The organism is Streptomyces sp. NBC_00090 (assembly GCF_045160815.1).
Taxonomy (GTDB): Bacteria; Actinomycetota; Actinomycetes; order Streptomycetales; family Streptomycetaceae; genus Streptomyces.
Genome location: NZ_CP108224.1, coordinates 6,511,328 through 6,529,342 on the forward strand (window position 1 = coordinate 6,511,328; position 18,015 = coordinate 6,529,342).

20 protein-coding genes are annotated in these 18,015 nt (G+C 72.1%); 11 read left to right on the plus strand and 9 right to left on the minus strand.

Annotated elements, in window-relative coordinates:
- Nucleotides 1–321: 321 nt before the first annotated feature.
- From OG361_RS29275 to OG361_RS29300, 6 genes are all read left to right on the plus strand, one after another.
- Complete coding sequence (locus OG361_RS29275) at nt 322–1,488, plus strand: ATP-binding protein (RefSeq protein ID WP_405858210.1); 1,167 nt, start codon at nt 322–324, stop codon at nt 1,486–1,488.
- A complete protein-coding gene (locus tag OG361_RS29280; RefSeq protein WP_384568784.1) occupies nt 1,485–1,886 on the plus strand; it encodes a roadblock/LC7 domain-containing protein in 402 nt (133 codons plus the stop codon). Before OG361_RS29275 ends, OG361_RS29280 begins: the two co-directional genes overlap by 4 nt.
- Nucleotides 1,883–2,260: a DUF742 domain-containing protein gene (locus OG361_RS29285; protein ID WP_384568782.1), complete on the plus strand. Its 378-nt coding sequence runs from the start codon at nt 1,883–1,885 to the stop codon at nt 2,258–2,260. Before OG361_RS29280 ends, OG361_RS29285 begins: the two co-directional genes overlap by 4 nt.
- On the plus strand, nt 2,235–2,837 hold the full coding sequence (locus OG361_RS29290; protein WP_405858212.1) for a GTP-binding protein: 603 nt from the start codon (nt 2,235–2,237) through the stop codon (nt 2,835–2,837). The genes OG361_RS29285 and OG361_RS29290 overlap by 26 nt, the downstream gene beginning before the upstream one ends.
- A gap of 5 nt (nt 2,838–2,842) precedes the next feature.
- Nucleotides 2,843–4,192, plus strand: coding sequence for a cytochrome P450 (locus OG361_RS29295; protein ID WP_405858214.1), 1,350 nt, complete (start codon nt 2,843–2,845; stop codon nt 4,190–4,192).
- A 224-nt stretch (nt 4,193–4,416) separates the two neighbouring features.
- Nucleotides 4,417–5,532 carry a tryptophan dimethylallyltransferase family protein gene (locus tag OG361_RS29300; RefSeq protein ID WP_405858216.1) on the plus strand — a complete coding sequence of 372 codons (1,116 nt, stop codon included), beginning with the start codon at nt 4,417–4,419 and terminating at the stop codon, nt 5,530–5,532.
- Nucleotides 5,533–5,624: 92 nt separating this feature from the next.
- Here OG361_RS29300 and OG361_RS29305 read toward each other — a convergent pair whose 3' ends face one another.
- The 7 genes from OG361_RS29305 to OG361_RS29335 all read right to left on the minus strand — a co-directional run bounded on the left by OG361_RS29305 (nt 5,625) and on the right by OG361_RS29335 (nt 11,765).
- A complete protein-coding gene (locus OG361_RS29305; protein WP_405858217.1) occupies nt 5,625–6,929 on the minus strand; it encodes a flavin-containing monooxygenase in 1,305 nt (434 codons plus the stop codon).
- 175 nt (nt 6,930–7,104) lie between these two features.
- Nucleotides 7,105–7,749 (minus strand): response regulator, encoded by a 645-nt coding sequence (locus tag OG361_RS29310; protein ID WP_405858219.1) that lies wholly within the window; start codon nt 7,747–7,749, stop codon nt 7,105–7,107.
- The gene (locus tag OG361_RS29315) at nt 7,740–9,008 is read right to left on the minus strand and encodes a sensor histidine kinase (protein ID WP_405858221.1); all 1,269 of its coding nucleotides are present in this window, start codon (nt 9,006–9,008) and stop codon (nt 7,740–7,742) included. The genes OG361_RS29310 and OG361_RS29315 overlap by 10 nt, the downstream gene beginning before the upstream one ends.
- 71 nt (nt 9,009–9,079) lie before the next feature.
- Complete coding sequence (locus tag OG361_RS29320) at nt 9,080–9,751, minus strand: DedA family protein (RefSeq protein ID WP_405858223.1); 672 nt, start codon at nt 9,749–9,751, stop codon at nt 9,080–9,082.
- A gap of 74 nt (nt 9,752–9,825) precedes the next feature.
- A complete protein-coding gene (locus OG361_RS29325) occupies nt 9,826–10,551 on the minus strand; it encodes an NUDIX domain-containing protein (RefSeq protein ID WP_405858225.1) in 726 nt (241 codons plus the stop codon).
- Nucleotides 10,548–10,925: a DUF4406 domain-containing protein gene (locus tag OG361_RS29330; RefSeq protein ID WP_405858227.1), complete on the minus strand. Its 378-nt coding sequence runs from the start codon at nt 10,923–10,925 to the stop codon at nt 10,548–10,550. The genes OG361_RS29325 and OG361_RS29330 overlap by 4 nt, the downstream gene beginning before the upstream one ends.
- Before the next feature lie 54 nt (nt 10,926–10,979).
- Entirely contained in the window at nt 10,980–11,765 is a 786-nt protein-coding gene (locus tag OG361_RS29335; RefSeq protein WP_405858228.1) for a DeoR/GlpR family DNA-binding transcription regulator, read from the minus strand.
- 103 nt (nt 11,766–11,868) lie between these two features.
- Between OG361_RS29335 and miaB the strand changes: the two genes are divergently transcribed.
- A complete protein-coding gene (gene miaB / locus OG361_RS29340; protein ID WP_405858230.1) occupies nt 11,869–13,398 on the plus strand; it encodes a tRNA (N6-isopentenyl adenosine(37)-C2)-methylthiotransferase MiaB in 1,530 nt (509 codons plus the stop codon).
- 191 nt (nt 13,399–13,589) lie between these two features.
- Nucleotides 13,590–14,297, plus strand: a complete 708-nt coding sequence (locus tag OG361_RS29345) for a class III extradiol dioxygenase subunit B-like domain-containing protein (RefSeq protein ID WP_405858232.1) — start codon at nt 13,590–13,592, stop codon at nt 14,295–14,297.
- 143 nt (nt 14,298–14,440) lie between these two features.
- Here the strand turns inward: OG361_RS29345 and OG361_RS29350 are convergent, their stop codons facing one another.
- Both OG361_RS29350 and OG361_RS29355 read right to left on the minus strand, forming a co-directional pair.
- Complete coding sequence (locus OG361_RS29350) at nt 14,441–14,698, minus strand: antitoxin (RefSeq protein WP_405858234.1); 258 nt, start codon at nt 14,696–14,698, stop codon at nt 14,441–14,443.
- 69 nt (nt 14,699–14,767) lie between these two features.
- The gene (locus OG361_RS29355; RefSeq protein ID WP_405858236.1) at nt 14,768–15,148 is read right to left on the minus strand and encodes a hypothetical protein; all 381 of its coding nucleotides are present in this window, start codon (nt 15,146–15,148) and stop codon (nt 14,768–14,770) included.
- 139 nt (nt 15,149–15,287) lie between these two features.
- Between OG361_RS29355 and miaA the strand changes: the two genes are divergently transcribed.
- The 3 genes from miaA to dapF all read left to right on the plus strand — a co-directional run bounded on the left by miaA (nt 15,288) and on the right by dapF (nt 17,861).
- A complete protein-coding gene (gene miaA, locus OG361_RS29360; protein WP_405858238.1) occupies nt 15,288–16,226 on the plus strand; it encodes a tRNA (adenosine(37)-N6)-dimethylallyltransferase MiaA in 939 nt (312 codons plus the stop codon).
- A 108-nt stretch (nt 16,227–16,334) separates the two neighbouring features.
- Nucleotides 16,335–16,811, plus strand: coding sequence for a hypothetical protein (locus OG361_RS29365; RefSeq protein ID WP_384567897.1), 477 nt, complete (start codon nt 16,335–16,337; stop codon nt 16,809–16,811).
- A 168-nt stretch (nt 16,812–16,979) separates the two neighbouring features.
- A complete protein-coding gene (gene dapF, locus OG361_RS29370; protein WP_405858240.1) occupies nt 16,980–17,861 on the plus strand; it encodes a diaminopimelate epimerase in 882 nt (293 codons plus the stop codon).
- Nucleotides 17,862–18,015 lie beyond the last annotated feature (154 nt).

Consider the following 18,015-nt stretch of genomic DNA (forward strand, 5'->3'; position numbering starts at 1 on the left):
GATGGTGTCGGAGGCTCCGGCAGCGCCCGTGACCTGGGGCGACGCACGCCGTCGCCGGTATTCCGCCCGGTCGGCGCGGCCCCAGGGGCCGGGCGCCCGTCCCGTACCGTCCGACTGGTCTGGTCAGCCTGTCTATTGACGGACAGTCACCTAATCGCACAGTGATACGATCTGCGCGCAAGCGGGGCGGGCGGATAAGCGCAGGAGCATACCTCCGACTTCGGGGGTGTTCCGGGCAGGCGTCCCGATATGGGCGGTCCGCCGGTGCACCGCATTGACGGGAATTCAGTAACTGGCCGTCGGTCGCCTGAAGAGAGTCTTATGACGGAATACATACAGAACCCGCTGCTCTGGGCTCTGTCGGTCCTCGTTCTTGTCGCCATCGCCGTCATCGTCCGCCAGCGCAAGGCGGCCCAGACGTTGAGGCAGCAGATCGGCGGGCTCCGGAGCCACTACTCCGACCTGGAGAACCACTACACACAGTCCGTCGAAGCGGCGCAGGAACAGGCCGATGAAGCGACGAAGACCGTCCTGAAGTCCGCGATGCGGACGCTCCAGGGTCTCGCCGCCGAACAGCAACTGGTCGTCTCACGGCTGCAGAGCAAGTACGGCGAGTCCGCCCTGCTCCAGGATCTGCTCGAGATCGACCACACCAACTCGCAGTTCGGCCGGCGTGCGCAGTCCATCGCCGTGCTCTGCGACGGTTGGCTCGGCCGCCACCGCGACGTGGCGTCCGTGTACGACGTGGTCCGCAGCGCCCAGGGCCGGATCCGCCACTACCGGCGCGTGGAGATCCTCTCGCGCGTCGACTTCGGCATCACCAGCCGTGCCGTCGAACCGATGGCGCTGGCGCTCGCCGAACTCCTCGACAACGCCACCAGCTACTCCAGCCCGGACACCGTCGTCGAGATCAACATCCGCACCGTGCCCAAGGGCGTGTGCATCGTCGTCGACGACGCGGGCGTCGGCATGAGCGACGAGGAGCGGGCCCGCGCCGAGGGGCTGCTCACCAGCAACCGCGTCACCGGCGTCTCCAGACTCGGCAACCCGCCGCAGTTCGGCTTCGCGGTGATCGGCGTGCTGTGCGAGCGCTTCGGATTCGAGGTGTCCGTGGACTCGTCCTCCCCCTACGGCGGCGTGCGCGCGGTCGTCCTGCTGCCGCACGAGCTGCTCACCAGCGTGCCGGTGCAGAAGCCCGCGGCGCCGCCCGTGACCACTCCCGGCGTACCGCACCCGGCCGGGCCCGAAGCCGTGCCCGCCACGCCCTCGACCGACGACGGCCTGCCGAAGCGGCGCCGCAAGCGGCCGATGGCCATCGTGCCCAGCAGTACGCCCGCACAGGCTTCGAGCCGCTCCGAAGTCGAAGCGGCGGCGATCATGGGTGCCTTCCAGCGAGGCACGCAGTCCGGCCGGGCCTCCGTCCCGGAGGGGTCGGACCGGACGAGCAGCACATCTGGTGCAAGCAGCGAAGGACATGAGGTCTCGTGAACGACGATCTGTCATGGATGCTCGACAGCGCCCTGGAGATTCCCGGGGCGCTGCACGCGGTCCTGATATCCGCCGACGGCCTGTTGATGGCCAGGTCGAACGACTACGACAAGGACAACGCGGACCGCGTCGCTGCCGCGATGAGCGGTGTGCAGTCGCTGAGCCGTTCGCTCGGCTTCTTCTGCGAGGACCCGCGCGCGCAGTGGCGGCAGACCCTGGTCGAGTTCGACGGCGGCTGGGTCTTCCTGATCTCCGCCGGTGAGGGCGCCTACCTCGGCGTCTCCGCGTCCCCGGACGTCGACATGGCGGACATCACCTTCCGGATGCAGCAGCTCGTCGGCCAACTCGGCAAGGTGCTCATGACGCCGCCGCGCGAGAGCCTCGGCACGCGCTCATGACGGGACATGAGGAGTGGGAGCCGGAGGCCGCCGAGCTGGTCCGGCCGTACGTCATCACCAAGGGACGCGGCCTGCCCGACGAGCAGCAGCTCTCCCTGATCACGCTGGTGACCGCGGCGCCGGAGGAGGGCCAGCGGCCCACCCGGCTCTCCCCCGAGGAGCAGCGGCTGCTCGACATCTGCTCCGCCGGCTACCTGTCGGTCGCCGAGATCTCCGGCCACACCCGGCTCCCGCTCGGCGTGGTGAAGATCCTGCTCGCCGCCCTGACCGAGGGCGGCTACCTCGTCACGCGCTCCCCGGTGCGCCGGGCCGTCCTCGCCGACCGGGAAATCCTGGAGGAGGTGCTGAATGGTCTCCGCGCCAAGTTTGGGTAAACAGGACTACGTACGCGACGGGGCTTCGCAGATCCCGGTGAAGATCCTCGTCGTCGGACATTTCGCGGTGGGCAAGACCACGTTCATCGGCTCGATCTCCGAGATCGAGCCGCTGACCACCGAGGAGCGGATGACGCAGGCCGCCGAGCACATCGACGACCTCAAGGGCGTCCGGAGCAAGACCACCACCACGGTGGCCATGGACTTCGGCCGGCTGACCATCAGCGACCGCATCGTGCTGTACCTGTTCGGCACCCCCGGCCAGCAACGGTTCGTGCAGATGTGGGAGGACCTCGCGCGCGGGGCCCTCGGCGCGCTGGTCCTCGTCGACCCCGAGCGGCTCGCGGACTCCTTCGGGGTCATCGACCTGATCGAGCAGTACGGGCTGGAATACGCCATCGCCGTCAACCACTTCGACGGCTCGCCCCTGCGGGACGAGCCGGCGCTGCGCGAGGCGCTGGACCTGCTCGACGACACCCCCGTCGTCACCTGCGACGCGCGCGACGAGAAGTCGTCCGCCGACGCACTGACCACCCTGGTCCGCTTCTTGCTGGACCGCGCCCGACAGGAGCAGTAGCCGACATGGACACCCAGACCCCCGCCCCGGCACCCCCGCCCGGCTGCCCCGCCCACGCCTCCGGCGCCCGGGTCCCGCTGCACGGACCGGAGTTCGCCGCGGACCCCCAGGCGTTCTACGCCTACCTGCGCCACAACGGGCCCACCGCGCCCGTGGAGCTCGCCCCCGGGGTGGAGGCCACTCTCGTCACCGACTACGCGACGGCGCTCCAGCTGCTCCAGGACTCCGCGTCCTTCCGCAAGGACGCGCGCCTGTGGCGGGACTTCAACGAGGGCCGGATCCCGCGGGACAGCCCGGTCGTGCCCCTTCTCGCGTACCGGCAGAACTGCATGTTCAGTGACGGCGGCGAGCACCTGCGGCTGCGCCAGGCGATCACGGACAGCATGGCCCGGGTCGACTCGCACCGGCTGGCCCGGAACACCGAGCGGATCTCGGACTACCTGATCTCCCAGTTCAGCTCCCGCGGTTCGGCGGACCTGCTCGGCGACTACGCCAAGCAGCTCCCGCTGTTCGTGTTCAACGAACTCTTCGGCTGCCCGGCCGGCATCGGTGACCGGGTGCTGTTCGGCATCTCGGGGATGTTCGACGGGGTGAACGCCGAGAAGGCGACCGCGGTGCTGTTCGGGGCCGTGCAGGAACTGGTCACGCTCAAGCGGAGCCGGCCGGGCGAAGACGTCACGTCCTGGCTGATGCAGCACCACGCCAACCTGACCGACCAGGAGATGGTCGACCAGCTCGCCCTGCTCCTCGGCGCGGGCGCCGAACCGCTGCGCAACCTCCTCGGCAACACCCTGCACCGGCTGCTCACCGACGACCGCTACGCCGACGGCGGCGGTCTGATCGGGGAGGCGCTCGACGACACGCTGTGGGACAACCCGCCGATGTCGAACTACGCGCCCCACTACCCGGCCGTGGACATGGAGTTCGCGGGCGAGAAGGTGCAGGCCGGGGAGCTGATGCTGGTGAGCTTCGCCGCCGCCAACTCGAGCCCCGCGCTGGCGGCCGCCCGCACGGCCGGCAGCAACCGGTCCCACCTGGCGTGGAGCGCGGGCCCGCACGGCTGCCCGTCCAAGGAGCCGGCCCGGCACATCACCGTCACGGCCATCGAGCACCTGCTCAACCGCCTGCCGGACGTCGAACTCGCCGTACCGGAGGACAGCCTGATCTGGCGTCCCGGTCCCTTCAACCGGGCCCTGGCCACGCTGCCCTCCAAGTTCACCCCCGTCCCGTCGTCGGGACGCGGCGACGCGCGGGCCGGCGCGGCCGCCACCGCGTCCGGCGCGCACTCCGGCGGGGAGGGCAAGGACGAACGGAAGGGCCGCTGGAGCCAGTTCCTGTCCTGGCTCACCAACTGATCGACAAATTTTCCACTGCCTCAAGATCCCTGCATGAGTATTCGATCGCAGGGGTAGTGATCGACGCGGCATCAGTGTTGCGTATGAGGTAGAGGAGCTGTCGTGGACCACATATCCACCGACACCGCTTTGTCAGAGTCACCACCCCGTGTCGGTTCGCACCGGGATACCCGCCCTCGTCGGCGGGTATCTTCATGCAGACCCCGCTTCCTGGCGGGGGGTTGGTGACCGACTTGCTCTCCGACATCTCTCCGGATCCGGGGGCCGGCACGCTCGGCACCTTCACCCGGGCCCAGTTGGTACGCCTCTGCGACGTCGCGGGACTCTCTCCGGCCGACACGGAGGCGTACGCGCAGACCCTGGTCGAGGCGCTGGGTCCGGCTGCCGAGCGGTCGCTGGCCCTGCCGCCGCCGACGCGTACCTTCCTCTCCGACGACCACACCCCCGTCGAGTACTCGCTCTCCTTCAGCCCCGGCCGGGCTCCGGCACTGCGCGTGCTGGTGGAACCGGGCTGCGGCGCGGACACCCGGGCGGAGAACGGCCGGATCGGCCTGGAGGTCGTCCGCGCGATGGCCCGGCGCTGGGACTTCTCCACCGAGCGGCTCGACGAGATCGAGGACCTCTTCTTCCCGGCCGAGCCGAAGGGCCCGCTGGCGCTGTGGATCGCGCTGGAGCTGCTGCCCGGCGGCGTGCCCAAGGTCAAGGTGTACCTGAACCCGGCCGCGTCAGGGGCGAAACGTTCCGCCAAGACCGTACGGAAGGCCCTGCGCCGACTCGGCTACAAACGGGCGTACGCGGCGCTGCCGAAGGCCGACGGCCACCCCTTCCTCGCCCTGGACCTGGGCCACTGGGAGACGCCGCGGGTGAAGGTCTACGCCCGGCACCTCGACCTGTCGGCCGCCGAGGCGGGCGGTCTGTCCCGTACGGGCTCCGGCCCGGGGCCGGCGGAGATCCAGGAGTTCTTCCGGGCCACCGCCGCCGCCGACGACCTCGACCGGCGGCCCGGCCTGTCCTGCCACTCCTTCACCGAGACGGAGACCGGACGCCCCAGCGGCTTCACCCTCCACATCCCGGTGCGCGACTACGCCCGCGACGACGGAGAGGTCCTCGACCGGGCGGTGGACGTCCTGCGGAGCCACGGCATGGACCCCGCCCCGCTGGTCCGGTCGCTGTCCGCCCTCACCCCGCGGCAGCCGAAGGACGGAGTGGGCCTCATCGCCTACCTCGCGCTCGCCCACCAGCAGGGCCACCCGCCCCGGGTGACCGCGTACCTCTCGTCGGAGGCCTACGCCGTCAGGCCGCCGACGGAACTGCTGCGCCGCGCGGCGGCGCGGGTCTAGCGGCACCTCGACGGCGAAGCTCCCGGTGGATCTCCACCGGGAGCTTCGCCGTACAGGGGGCCGGGCGCGGCGCCCGGCCGGGCCTTCGGACTTCAGACGTTCTGGAGCCCTCGCATCTCCTGGAGGTAGGGGCCGACGTCGACCTGGATGGAGGTGCCGCCCTCCGCCGTGCCGTAACGCTCGGCGATGCCGCTCAGGTACGCATCGATCTCCTCGCGCATCGCGTCCGCGTCCGGCAGAACGACCTCGCCGCCGATGATGCGCGCGACCCAATGCGTCTGGCCCTCCACGAGCCGTGTGATCGCGCCCATCGGGCGGACCAGGCCGACGAAGTACAGGCCGGGTCGGCCGGGAGCGACGACCCGCCGGTACAGCTCGACCGACCCGCCCGGCCCGGCCGGGCATCCCTCGGGCAGGAACGGGAAGTCCATGCGGTAGCCGGTGCAGTAGACGATCGCGTCGGCCTCCTCCGACGTCCCGTCGGTGAAGACCACCCGCCTGCCGTCGAGGTGGTCGATCCCCGGCCTGGGGGTCACCGCGCCGTGGCGTATGCGGCTGAGGATCTCGTCCGAGATGGTCACGGGGGAGGAGAAGAGCGGGTGGTCCGGCTCGGGCAGGCCGTAGTCGGAGAGCTTGCCCCGCGCGATCCGCAGGGCCTCCTCGGCGAAGGCGATCTGCTCGGGCAGGGACATGGCGGTGAACCACGGCTCCTCGGCCATCTCGTCGACCGATATGCCGTGGAGCTGCTTGGGAACGATGTGCAGCCCCCGGCGCACCGAGAGCACGGTGCGCGCGGCATGCCGGGAGAGGTCCGTGGCGATGTCCACCGCCGACGCCCCGAGGCCCACGACGACGACGCGCTGCCCGGCGAAGTCGGCCCCGTCCTGGTAGTCGACGGAATGCAGAATCCTGCCGGCGAACCCGTCGGAGCCGGGCGGCGCGGGCTTCGGCAGCGTCGGCACCGTGTTGTGCCCCGACGCGACGACGACATGAGCGAACCGCCGCGACTCCAGCGCCCCGTCCGCCGCCCGGCTGACGACCGTCCACGACGCGTCGTCGCCCTCCTGCCGCACCGACACGACCTCGACGCCGAACTCGACGCGGTCCAACACCCCCGCCCATTCGGCGAAGGACCGCAGATAGGCCGCGATCTCGCTGTGCCGCGGATAGACGGGGTACGCGTCGGGCATCGGGAACTCGGTGTACCCCGTCAGCTGCTTCGCGGTGTTCAGATGCAGCGACTGATACCCGGGCCCCGGCTCGCCGGCCGCCGGCTGCCGCCAGATCCCGCCGACATCGACCGCCCGCTCAAGACAGACAAAGTCGATCCCCTTGCCCGCCAGAGCGTGTGCGGCCGCCAGCCCCGACAGCCCCGCACCGATCACGCACACACTCAAGGTTTCTCCCACAGAACAGACACTCTCCATTCGAACGAGCATTCACTGCCCACCCGTCCCCCGCCTCACACCCCCAACACCCGCAACACCTCCGAGGAACGCGTCACACCCACCGCGCCTCCGCCGAGCAGGCGACAAGCACACCCACCTGCGTCTCGGCGACCGAGAGACGTGGTCAGGACTCCAGATAGCGCAGCACGGCCAGGATCCGGCGGCTGTAGCCGTCGGCCCTGTGCAGCTCCAGCTTGTCGAAGACGGCGTTGAGGTACTTCTCCACCGCGCTCAGGGAGAGGTGCAGCTGCCGCGCGATGGCCGCGTTCGTGTACCCCTGGGCCAGCACCTCCAGCACCTCGCGTTCGCGCGGGGTGAGCCGGGCCAGGGGATCGCCGTGCGTGCTGCGCACCACCAGCTGCCGTACGACCTCCGGGTCGAGCGCCGCCCCGCCCGCGTGGACCCGCTCCAGCGCGTCGAGGAACTCCTCGACCTGCGCCACCCGGTCCTTGAGGAGATAGCCGACCCGCTCCGCCCCGGCGGCGAGGAGCCGGGCCGCGTAGCTCCGCTCGACGTGCTGCGAGAGCACGACGACACCGACGTCCGGCCACCGCTCGCGGATCTCCACGGCGGCCCTCAGCCCCTCGTCGGTGTGCGTGGGCGGCATCCGGATGTCGACGACCGCGACGTCCGGGCGGCGCCCCTCGACCTCCGCGACCAGGGTCACCGCGTCGCCGAGCGCGGCCACGACCTCGTGGCCCTCCTCGACGAGCAGGCGGACCAGCCCCTCCCGCAGCAGGGTCGAGTCCTCGGCCAGGATCACGCGCACGGCAACTCCGCGACAAGAGTGGTGGGTCCCCCGAGGGGGCTGTCGACACGCAGGACGCCGTCGAGCGCGGCGACCCGGCTGCGCAGGCCGGTCAGCCCGCTGCCCCCGGGGTCCGCGCCGCCCCGCCCGTCGTCCACGATCCGCAGCGTGAGCAGCGGGCCTTGGCGGGACACGTGGACGGAGACGGAGGAGGCCGAGGCGTGCTTGGCGGCATTGGTGACGGCCTCGGACACGACGAAGTACGCCGCCGTCTCCACGGGCCGGGGCAGCGGCCCCGCGACCTCGAACCGGATGCGCAGCGGGACGGCGCACCGCTGCGCCACCCCGCCCAGCGCCTCTTCGAGCCCCAGGCTGTCGAGCGCGGAGGGGTACACCCGCCAGGCCACGTCACGCAGTTCGGCCAGGACGTCCCCGGCCTCCCGGTGCGCCTGGAGGAGCAGGGCCTCCGCCTGTTCGGGGTCGCGGTCCCGGCTCCGGCGCGCCCGGCCGAGCAGCATGGCGAGCGCCACGAGCCGCTGCTGCACGCCGTCGTGGAGGTCGCGCTCGATGCGCCGGCGCTCGGCGTCCACGGCCTGGACGACGGCGGCCCGGCTGACGGCGAGTTCGTCGATCCGGCGCCGGAGCAGCTCCCGCTCGGAGGGCCCGAAGCACGCGCGGGCGAGCCGGGCGTCCAGCGCGGCCAGCGCGTGCAGGCCCTGGACGTCCAGGAAGAGCAGCACACCGCCGAGGAGCAGCTGCGGGAGCAGCTCCGCCCAGCCGAGCGTGCCGCGCACGACGCCCCCGACGAACAGTCCGGCCAGGACGGCGCCGAAGCCGAGGAGCCCGAGGACGATCCCGTACACCAGGCCCGTCCAGCTCCGGACCGCGAGATAGCGCAGCAGCCGCCGGTCCGAGACCGTGTACGGGCCGGGGAAGCGGTCGCCGAAGAAGGCGGAGCGGCGCCGGCGTTCAAGGGCCGCGAGGCGCCGCGCCCCGGCCGTCAGCCTCCGCCGGGCCCGTGGCCGGGTGCGGGGCCACAGCAGGAAGGGCCCGAGGACGGCCCCCGCGACGAGGAAGAACAGCGCACCGAGCAGGGCGGTGAGGCACCCGAGGAGGGCGCCGGCGAACCGGCTCGTCAACGGAGCCACCGCGCCGCCCTGTCCAGCCCCTTCGACCACTTCGACCCCTTCGACCCCTTCGGCCCAGGCCCCTTCGGTCCCCGCCTCTTCGACGCCGGCCCCTTCGACGCCCGCCCCTTCGACCCCTTCGTCCCCTCGCACGGTCCCCGAGGCTAGTGCCACCCCCGGGCCCGTACAAGATCGTCCGAATGGCCCAGGCCCCCGCCCGCCGGTCACGAGGTACGGCGGTGCTGGGCGCGCCCGCGTCCCCGGAGCCGTACGGCGAGGTACGCGGCCAGGGCCACGAGGGCCAGCACCAGGACGGCCTTGGAGACGATGCCGACGTACCCCTCGACCAGGTCCCAGCGGTCCCCGAGCCAGTACCCGGCCAGCACGAGCACGCTGTTCCAGACGAGGCTGCCGACCGTGGTGAGGAGGAGGAAGACGGGCAACGGCATCCGTTCGACGCCGGCCGGCACGGAGATCAGACTGCGGAAGATCGGCACCATCCGCCCCAGGAGCACCGCCTTGGTGCCGTGCCGCGCGAACCAGTCCTCGGTGCGCTCCAGATCGGAGACCTTCACCAGCGGCAGCCGCGCCCACAGCGCGTGCATGCGCCGGCGTCCGAACAGCGCGCCGATCCAGTAGAGGGCCACGGCCCCGACCACCGAACCCAGGGTCGTCCAGAAGAGCGCCGAGGCCAGGCTGAGCACCCCCTGCCCGGCGGCGAAGCCGGTCAGGGGCAGGATCACCTCGCTGGGCAGCGGCGGGAACAGGTTCTCCAGCGCGATGGCGAGCCCCGCTCCGGGCCCGCCCATCGTCTCGACGAGCCCCGCGGCCCAGCCGGCGACACCGTCGGCGGGTTCCTGGGCCTGGGCCAGAAGGAGCTGGTGGCTGAGCGGCATGGTGGGGTCTCCAAGGTGGCGAGGCTTCCCGGGACGCTCCGTCCCGGTCACCTCTCCACGCTAGAAATCCCAGCTCAGCCCCGGTATGAGGCTTCCCCTCCAGCACCCTGCGGAAAACCGCAGGGGGGCGGCTCCGGCGGGTCGGCCCGCCGGAACGGGCCGTCAAGGGCCGCCCACTGGAGCAGCATGACGGTCTTGGCGTCGGCGATCCTGCCGTCGCGGACCATGGCGAGCGCCTCCTCGAAGGGGAGCTCCACGGTGGTGATGTCCTCGCCCTCGGCGGCGACCCCGCCGCCACCCTCGGAGAACCCGGCCGTGTCGTAGGGGGCGGCGAAGAAGTGCACCCGTTCGGTGACCGAGCCGGGGCTCATGTAGACCTCGAAGACGCGCTCGGCGGCGCCGATGACGAGTCCGGTCTCCTCGGCGGCCTCCCGCCGGACCGCCTCCTCCGGGCCGTCGTCGTCCAGGAGCCCCGCCGCGGTTTCGAGGAGCATGCCGTCGGGGTGGCCGTTGACGTAGGCGGGGAGGCGGAACTGACGGGTCAGCAGCACCGTACGGCGGTCGGTGTTGTGGAGCAGGACGGTCGCCCCGTCGCCGCGGTCGTGGGTCTCGCGCTGCTCGCGGCTCCAGTGCCCGTCGCTGTGCAGGAAGTCGAAGGTGGTCTTGCGCAGGACGTACCAGTCGCAGGAGAGCACCTCCACGTCGACGATCCGCACGCGCGGGTTGCCGGTGAGGTCGCGGCCCTGCCGGTCCAGGCCGGTGCGGCCGCGACGGTCGGGGGTGTCGATGCCGGCGGTCATCGGGCGGCCGGGACGGCGGCCAGGTCGCCGTACACGTCCAGGCCCTGCTCACGGGCGTGCGCGACCATCATGTCCGCGCCCTCGGAGGGGCCGCCGATCCGCAGGACCGCGTCGCAGCGGGAGAGCAGCCGGTCGGCGACGGGGTGGAAGATCTCCTGGAAGAGCGCGTCGCCGGGGGCGGCGCCGCCGGCGGTCTCCAGGAGCGGCAGGGCGAGGGCCTCGCCGGTGACCGGCAGGTGCCCGGCGCGGAAGAGCACGAGAGCGGTCTCGTTCATCGCCCGTACGTTGGCTTCGAGCTTGAGGGGGTCGTCGCCGGTGCCCGAGCGGTAGGGGCCGGCGACGAGGATCATCAGCGAGCGGGGAACGGTGGTCACGGGCGGATCACTCCTCGGTACGTTCGCGAGTACGGCGTGCGGATACAGGCGGATTCAGGCCAGGACCGTGTCGACGCCCGCGTCCCGCAGCGCGTCCAGCGACAGCGGGCCACCGGGATGCGTGGCGGCGTCCTCGGCGGCCCTGTCGGTGACGAAGTGGTGCACCGCGGCGAGCGGGGCGACCCGGCTGAACGCGCGCACGCCCAGCTTGGTCGCGTCCGCGACCGCGACCGTGCGGCCGGCCCGGGCGAGCCCGGCCTGCTTGACGGCGGCGTCGTCCAGGGAGAACTCCGACCAGCCGTGCTCGGCGTGCACGCCGCCGATGGACATCAGGAAGCAGTCGAAGGCCAGGGACTCCAGCGTGCGCAGGGCGAGCGGGCCGACGAGCGAGCGTTCGCCGGGGCGGGACCGGCCCCCGACGATCAGCAGATCGATCCCGGGCCGGTCGGCCAGGACCACCGCGGCCTGGAGGCTGAGCACGGCGACCGTCAGCGGGCCGCGGGCCGCCAGGTGCTCGGCGACGTGCACGGTCGTGGTCCCCGCGTCCAGCAGGACGCGTGAGCCCGGCTCCACGAGCGCGGCAGCCGCCGCGCCCAGCCGGTCCTTGGTGGCGGCCTGCCACGGCTCCCGCGCGGAGAACCCCGCGTGCTCCTCCCGTACGCGGGTCGCGACGGCGCCCCCGTGCACCCTGCGGACCAGGCCCTGACGCTCCAGCGCGTCGAGGTCCCTGCGCACGGTCATTTCCGAGACGCCCAGTCGATGGGAGAGCTCCGACACGGAAACCCGGTCGGAGCCCTGCACCAATCGCAGGGTCAGGTCCAGACGATTGGCGACACCCATGACTCGTTTCTATCACGGTCATGTTCGAATGAACACTCTGATGTGTGAATGGCGGAGAACGGACCAGCCGGGGCACTCCCCGGACCGCCTACCCTGGTGACTCATGACCAGCAGCAGCGACCGGAGTCCCGCAGTGAGCGTTGAAGGATCCAAGACCTACGAGATTCGTACCTACGGGTGCCAGATGAACGTGCACGACTCCGAGCGGCTCTCCGGTCTGCTGGAAGAGGCGGGCTACGTGCGGGCGCCCGGCGGGTCCGACGGCGATGCCGACGTCGTGGTCTTCAACACCTGCGCGGTGCGGGAGAACGCCGACAACAAGCTGTACGGCAACCTCGGCCGGCTCGCGCCGATGAAGACCACGCGCCCGGGCATGCAGATCGCCGTCGGCGGCTGCCTCGCCCAGAAGGACCGCGACACCATCGTCAAGAAGGCCCCCTGGGTCGACGTGGTCTTCGGCACGCACAACATCGGCAAGCTGCCGGTGCTCCTGGAGCGCGCCCGCATCCAGGAGGAGGCGCAGATCGAGATCGCCGAGTCGCTGGAGGCCTTCCCCTCCACGCTGCCGACCCGGCGCGAGTCCGCCTACGCCGCCTGGGTCTCGATCTCCGTCGGCTGCAACAACACCTGCACCTTCTGCATCGTCCCCGCGCTCCGCGGCAAGGAGGAGGACCGCCGGCCCGGCGACATCCTCGCCGAGATCGAGGCCCTGGTCGCCGAGGGCGTCTCCGAGATCACCCTGCTCGGCCAGAACGTCAACGCGTACGGCTCGGACCTGGGCGACCGCGAGGCCTTCTCCAAGCTGCTGCGCGCCTGCGGGCAGATCGAGGGCCTGGAGCGGGTCCGCTTCACCTCCCCGCACCCCCGCGACTTCACCGACGACGTGATCGCGGCGATGGCCGAGACGCCGAACGTGATGCCGCAGCTCCACATGCCGATGCAGTCCGGCTCGGACTCGATCCTCAAGGCGATGCGCCGCTCGTACCGGCAGGAGCGTTTCCTCGGGATCATCGAGAAGGTCCGCGCGGCCATTCCGCACGCCGCCATCTCCACCGACATCATCGTGGGCTTCCCCGGCGAGACCGAGGAGGACTTCGAGCAGACGATGCACGCCGTCCGCGAGGCCCGCTTCGCCAACGCCTTCACCTTCCAGTACTCCAAGCGGCCCGGCACCCCGGCCGCCGACATGGACGACCAGATCCCCAAGGACGTCGTGCAGGAGCGCTACATGCGCCTCGTCGCGCTCCAGGAGGAGATCTCCTGGGAGGAGAACAAGAAGCAGGTCGGCCGCACCCTGGAGGTCATGGTCGCCGAGGGCGAGGGCCGCAAGGACGGCGCCACGCACCGCCTCTCGGGCCGCGCGCCCGACAACCGGCTCGTCCACTTCACCAAGCCGGAGCAGGACGTCCGGCCCGGCGACGTCGTGACCGTCGAGATCACCTACGCCGCCCCGCACCACCTGCTCGCCGAGGGCCCGACGACGTCGGTACGCCGTACCCGCGCCGGCGACGCCTGGGAGAAGCGCACCACCGAGGCCGCCGCGAAGCCGGCGGGCGTGCTGCTCGGGCTGCCGAAGATCGGCGTCCCGGAGCCGCTCCCCACGGCCGACGCACCGGCCTGCGGCAGCCACTGACGGCGAGGGCGCGGGCGCTGACCCAGGCCCGGCGGTGACGAGGGCGGCGCCGACCCGGGCCAGGTAGCAGGGAGGGCGCGGGGCTGACCCGGGCATGACTGACCCGGGCCTGGCGGTAGGAAGGGTGCGGCGCCGACGCGGGGCGCAGCAGTGACGCGGGCGCGGCGTGACGGCGCAGTAGGGTGCGGATCATGCTTGTCGCCGCAGCCGTCTGCCCCTGCCCGCCGCTCCTCGTACCCGAGGTCGCGACCGGCGCCGCCCCCGAGCTGGACGCCGCGCGGACCGCCTGCGCCGATGCCGTCGGACTGCTCGCCGCCTCGCGCCCCGACCGGCTGTACGTCGTCGGACCCTCCGGTGAGGGCGCCGACGGCGTCTTCCCGGCCGGTACGGAGGGTTCCTTCGCCGGCTTCGGGGTCGACCTCTCCGTACGGCTCGGCGACGGGCCCGCCGGCGATCGCCCGCTGCCCGCGAGCCTCACCGTCGGCGCCTGGCTCCTCGGCCGCGCCGACTGGACTGCCGCGCCCGTCGAGGGCCTGGCGGTGGGCGAGCGTGAGGCGGTCGAGGCCTGCGCGGCGACCGGCCGCGAGCTCGCCGCCTCCGCCGACCGGGTCGCGCTCCTCGTGATGGGGGACGGCAGCGCCTGCCGGACCGTGAAGGCCCCCGGCTACCTGGATGAGCGGGCGGCCGGCTTCGACGCGGAGGCGGCCCGCGCGCTGGGCGCGGCCGACGTGGCCGCGCTGCTCGCGCTGGACGAGGAGCTCGCGTACGAACTGAAGGCGGCCGGCCGCGCGCCCTGGCAGGTCCTCGCGGGCGCGGCCGAGGGCGCCGGCCTGGAAGGCCGACTCCTCCACGAGGACGCCCCGTACGGGGTGGAGTACGTCGTCGCCGCCTGGTCCTGACGACTCGAAGCCTCGAAGCCTCGAAGCCTCGAAGCAGCGACGCAGCGGCGCAGGAACGCAGGAACGGCGGACGGCCGCGGAGCGTGATGCTCCGCGGCCGTCCGCCGTGCGGAGGGACTGTCGGGTTCGGGTGACGCCGGTCGTCAGGCGGCCGGCGGCGGGGTCGCGCCGCCGCTCCCGGGCGTGCCGTCGTCCTTGTGGCCGATCCGGTCAACCGCGTCCTTGGCCTTGCCGGTACCGGACTGGATCTTGTCGCTGTACTTGCCCTTGGTCTTCTCGTCGACCATCTTCGCGGCCTTGTCGAGGCCGTGGTCGATCTTCCCGCCGTGCTGCTGCGCGAGGTCGGCCACCTTGTCCTTGGCAGGAGCGAGCTTGGCCTTCAGCGAATCCAGGAGACCCATGGGGCACCTTCCCTCCGCGGACCCTCTGGGGGTCCGTGTTCCGTGTCCTGCCCCCAGGACCCCGGGGGCCTACTTGCGGGCGCCTTCGCCTGCCTCGTTGTCCGCGGCGGCCTCGGCGGACTGCTGCTTCGGGATCTCCACGACCTCGGCGGCGACCGCTCCGGCCGCCGCCTTGTCCGTATCGACGTCTTCCGCACCGTCCACCGCCACGGCCTCAGGTGCGGCCTCGGCCCCAGTCGTCCCGTCGCCGTCGCCGTCGCCGTCGCCATCGGCCTCGGCCGTGACGTCGCCCTCGGCCTCACCGCCGACTTCGGCATCGACCGCCGCCCGGGTCTCCGCGGCCCCGGCTTCCGTCACGTCGTCCTCCGACGGCCCGACGGCCCCGGTCTCCTCCGACGAGGCCTCGACCACTTCCTTCTTCTTGCGGCGAAACAATGCAAAAACGCCCATATTCACTCCATAGCGTACTTGGATGGGAGGGTCTCGGCGGTGATCGACGGCCGGAACCTTGCAACAGGCAACGAAGTCGGATGGGGGCCGTCACGTAGCTCATTCGGGGACGGGCCGGGAGGTTTGCGAGACTGGTGCGGTGAGAAGTGCAGCTCCCGCCCCGCGGGTCATCGCCGTCGTCGGTCCCACTGCGGCCGGAAAGTCCGATCTGGGCGTATTTCTGGCCCAACAGCTCGGCGGCGAGGTCGTCAACGCCGACTCGATGCAGCTCTACCGGGGGATGGACATCGGCACCGCCAAACTGACGCTGGAGGAACGGGGCGGCGTCCCGCACCACCTCCTCGACATCTGGGACGTGACCGAGGCCGCCAGCGTCGCCGAGTACCAGCGGCTGGCCCGTGCCGAGATCGACCGGCTGCTCGCCGCAGGCCGCACCCCCGTCCTCGTCGGCGGTTCGGGGCTGTACGTACGGGGGGCCGTCGACGCCCTGGAGTTCCCCGGGACCGACCCCGCCGTCCGGGCCCGGCTGGAGGCCGAACTGGAGGAGCGCGGCTCCGGCGTCCTGCACGCCCGGCTCGCCGACGCCGACCCCGAGGCGGCCCGCGCGATCCTCCCCAGCAACGGACGCCGCATCGTCCGCGCCCTGGAGGTCATCGAGATCACGGGCAAGCCCTTCACCGCCAACCTCCCCGGCCCCGACTCCGTCTACGACACCGTCCAGATCGGCGTCGACGTGGGCCGCCCCGAGCTGGACGCGCGGATCGCCGCGCGCGTCGACCGGATGTGGGACGCCGGTCTCGTCGACGAGGTGCGCACCCTGGAGGCCCAGGGGCTGCGCGAGGGCCGCACCGCGGCCCGCGCCCTCGGCTACCAGCAGGTGCTCGCGGCGCTCGCGGGGGAGTGCACCGAGGACGAGGCGCGGGCCGAAACCGTGCGCGCCACCAAGCGCTTCGCCCGTCGCCAGGACTCCTGGTTCCGCCGCGACCCACGCGTCCACTGGCTCAGCGGAGCCGTCGAGGACCGGGGGGAACTCCCGCGGGACGCGCTTTCGTTGGTCGAACGAGCGGTTACAGCCTGATCACGTGATGGCATCGGGACGCCCTGCCAGTCCGTTCGGTGGTCAGGAGCGTGCCATCATCGAGCATCGATCGACCAAGTGGAGTCCGAGTGGGGAGGGCGCGTGGCGATGGAGGCCGGCCCTCGTGACAGAGAACAGCAGGAAGCGGTCCTGGGCGACCCGACGGGCGGTGCCCCGGTCGGAGCCCCTGGTCTGACACCGGACGGACCTGACGACGCGGAAGGTACCGCCGTCGAGGTGGACGCCGACGAGGTCGAGGTCGAGCTCAGGCCGCAGCGCCGCCTGCGGATCTGGCAGCTGGCCCCGATCGTGGCCCTCGCCGCGGTCGGCTCCCTGATGTTCGCCTTCCCGCTCGCCTTCGGCTCGGGCGACGGCGGAGCCGTCCTCGCCATGCTCGGACTGCTGATCAGCTCCTGCGCGGCCGGGTGGGGCATGATGGCCGCCCGCAAGGTCGGCTACACGTGGCCGGGCCTCCCGCAGCGCGGTTCCGGCGAGCGCCCCGACTGGCGCGTCCTCGCCCTGTACGTGGCGATGATCGCCGTCCTGGTCGCCCTGGCCGTCTGGCGCGTCGCCCGCCTCCGCTGAGTTCTCCGCGCTCGAGTCCCGGGCGCTCGAGGTCTCCGCGCTCCAGTTCTCCGTGCTGGAGCTCTCCGCGCTTCCCGTGGTGGACGTCCGTGCTCCCGCTGTGGACGTCCGTGCTCCCCATATGGACGGCCGCGCCGCTTGTCGGCACCGCCCCGTACAGTTGATCTCGTGACCAGCACGCAGACCTCGCCGCTCCCCTTCCTCAAGGGCCACGGCACCGAGAACGACTTCGTGATCGTCCCCGACGCGGACAACGCCGTCGAGCTGACCGCAGGCGCGGTCGCCAGGCTCTGCGACCGGCGGGCCGGCATCGGCGGGGACGGGCTGCTGCACGTCGTGCGCAGCGCCGCCCACCCCGAGGCGCGGCACCTCGCCGACGAGGCCGAGTGGTTCATGGACTACCGGAACGCCGACGGCTCGGTCGCCGAGATGTGCGGCAACGGGGTCCGGGTCTTCGCCCGCTACCTGGAGCACGCCGGGCACGTCACCGCGGGCGACGTCGCCGTCGCCACCCGGGGCGGGATCAAGCGCGTCCACCTCGACAAGGACGGCTCCGTCACCGTCTCCATGGGCCGCGCGGTCCTCTCCGAGGCCGGGGTCACCGTCTCCGTCGACGGCCGCAGCTGGCCCGCGCGGAACGTGAACATGGGCAATCCGCACGCCGTCGCCTTCGTCGAGGACCTCGGCCACGCGGGCACGCTGTACACCGAGCCGCCCTACGAGCCGGCCGCGGTCTACCCGGACGGGGTGAACATCGAGTTCGTCGCCGACCGCGGCCCCCGGCACGTCGCCATGCGGGTCCACGAGCGCGGCGCCGCCGAGACCCGCTCCTGCGGCACGGGCGCGTGCGCCGTCGCCGTCGCCACGGCCCGCCGCGACGGCGCCGACCCCGCCGTGAGCGGCACCCCCGTCACGTACACCGTGGACGTCCTCGGCGGGACCCTCGTCATCACCGAGCACCCCGACGGCGAGATCGACATGACCGGCCCCGCCGTCATCGTCGCCGAGGGCACCATCGACCCCGTGTGGCTGGCCGCCGACCGGAACTGAAACGGTCAACGATTGATTTGTCGCTCGAATGGGTGATCCGATTCACGCTGAGCGAGAGCATGACTGCGCCACGTGGTGGGCTCGGTAGCATCAAGCACCGGCCCCCCGGGCACGCCTGGCCCGCCCACCGCCGGTCGACGTTGCCGGAGGTGCC

Coding starts and splice junctions, on each gene's coding strand:
- OG361_RS29345 (WP_405858232.1), top strand. CDS start 13,590: ATGCTTGTCGCCGCAGCCGTCTGCCCCTGCCCGCCGCTCCTCGTACCC.
- miaB (WP_405858230.1), top strand. CDS start 11,869: ATGACCAGCAGCAGCGACCGGAGTCCCGCAGTGAGCGTTGAAGGATCC.
- OG361_RS29325 (WP_405858225.1), bottom strand. CDS start 10,551: ATGACCGCCGGCATCGACACCCCCGACCGTCGCGGCCGCACCGGCCTG.
- OG361_RS29295 (WP_405858214.1), top strand. CDS start 2,843: ATGGACACCCAGACCCCCGCCCCGGCACCCCCGCCCGGCTGCCCCGCC.
- OG361_RS29285 (WP_384568782.1), top strand. CDS start 1,883: ATGACGGGACATGAGGAGTGGGAGCCGGAGGCCGCCGAGCTGGTCCGG.
- OG361_RS29275 (WP_405858210.1), top strand. CDS start 322: ATGACGGAATACATACAGAACCCGCTGCTCTGGGCTCTGTCGGTCCTC.
- OG361_RS29335 (WP_405858228.1), bottom strand. CDS start 11,765: ATGGGTGTCGCCAATCGTCTGGACCTGACCCTGCGATTGGTGCAGGGC.
- OG361_RS29350 (WP_405858234.1), bottom strand. CDS start 14,698: ATGGGTCTCCTGGATTCGCTGAAGGCCAAGCTCGCTCCTGCCAAGGAC.
- OG361_RS29355 (WP_405858236.1), bottom strand. CDS start 15,148: ATGGGCGTTTTTGCATTGTTTCGCCGCAAGAAGAAGGAAGTGGTCGAG.
- OG361_RS29320 (WP_405858223.1), bottom strand. CDS start 9,751: ATGCCGCTCAGCCACCAGCTCCTTCTGGCCCAGGCCCAGGAACCCGCC.
- OG361_RS29290 (WP_405858212.1), top strand. CDS start 2,235: ATGGTCTCCGCGCCAAGTTTGGGTAAACAGGACTACGTACGCGACGGG.
- OG361_RS29365 (WP_384567897.1), top strand. CDS start 16,335: ATGGAGGCCGGCCCTCGTGACAGAGAACAGCAGGAAGCGGTCCTGGGC.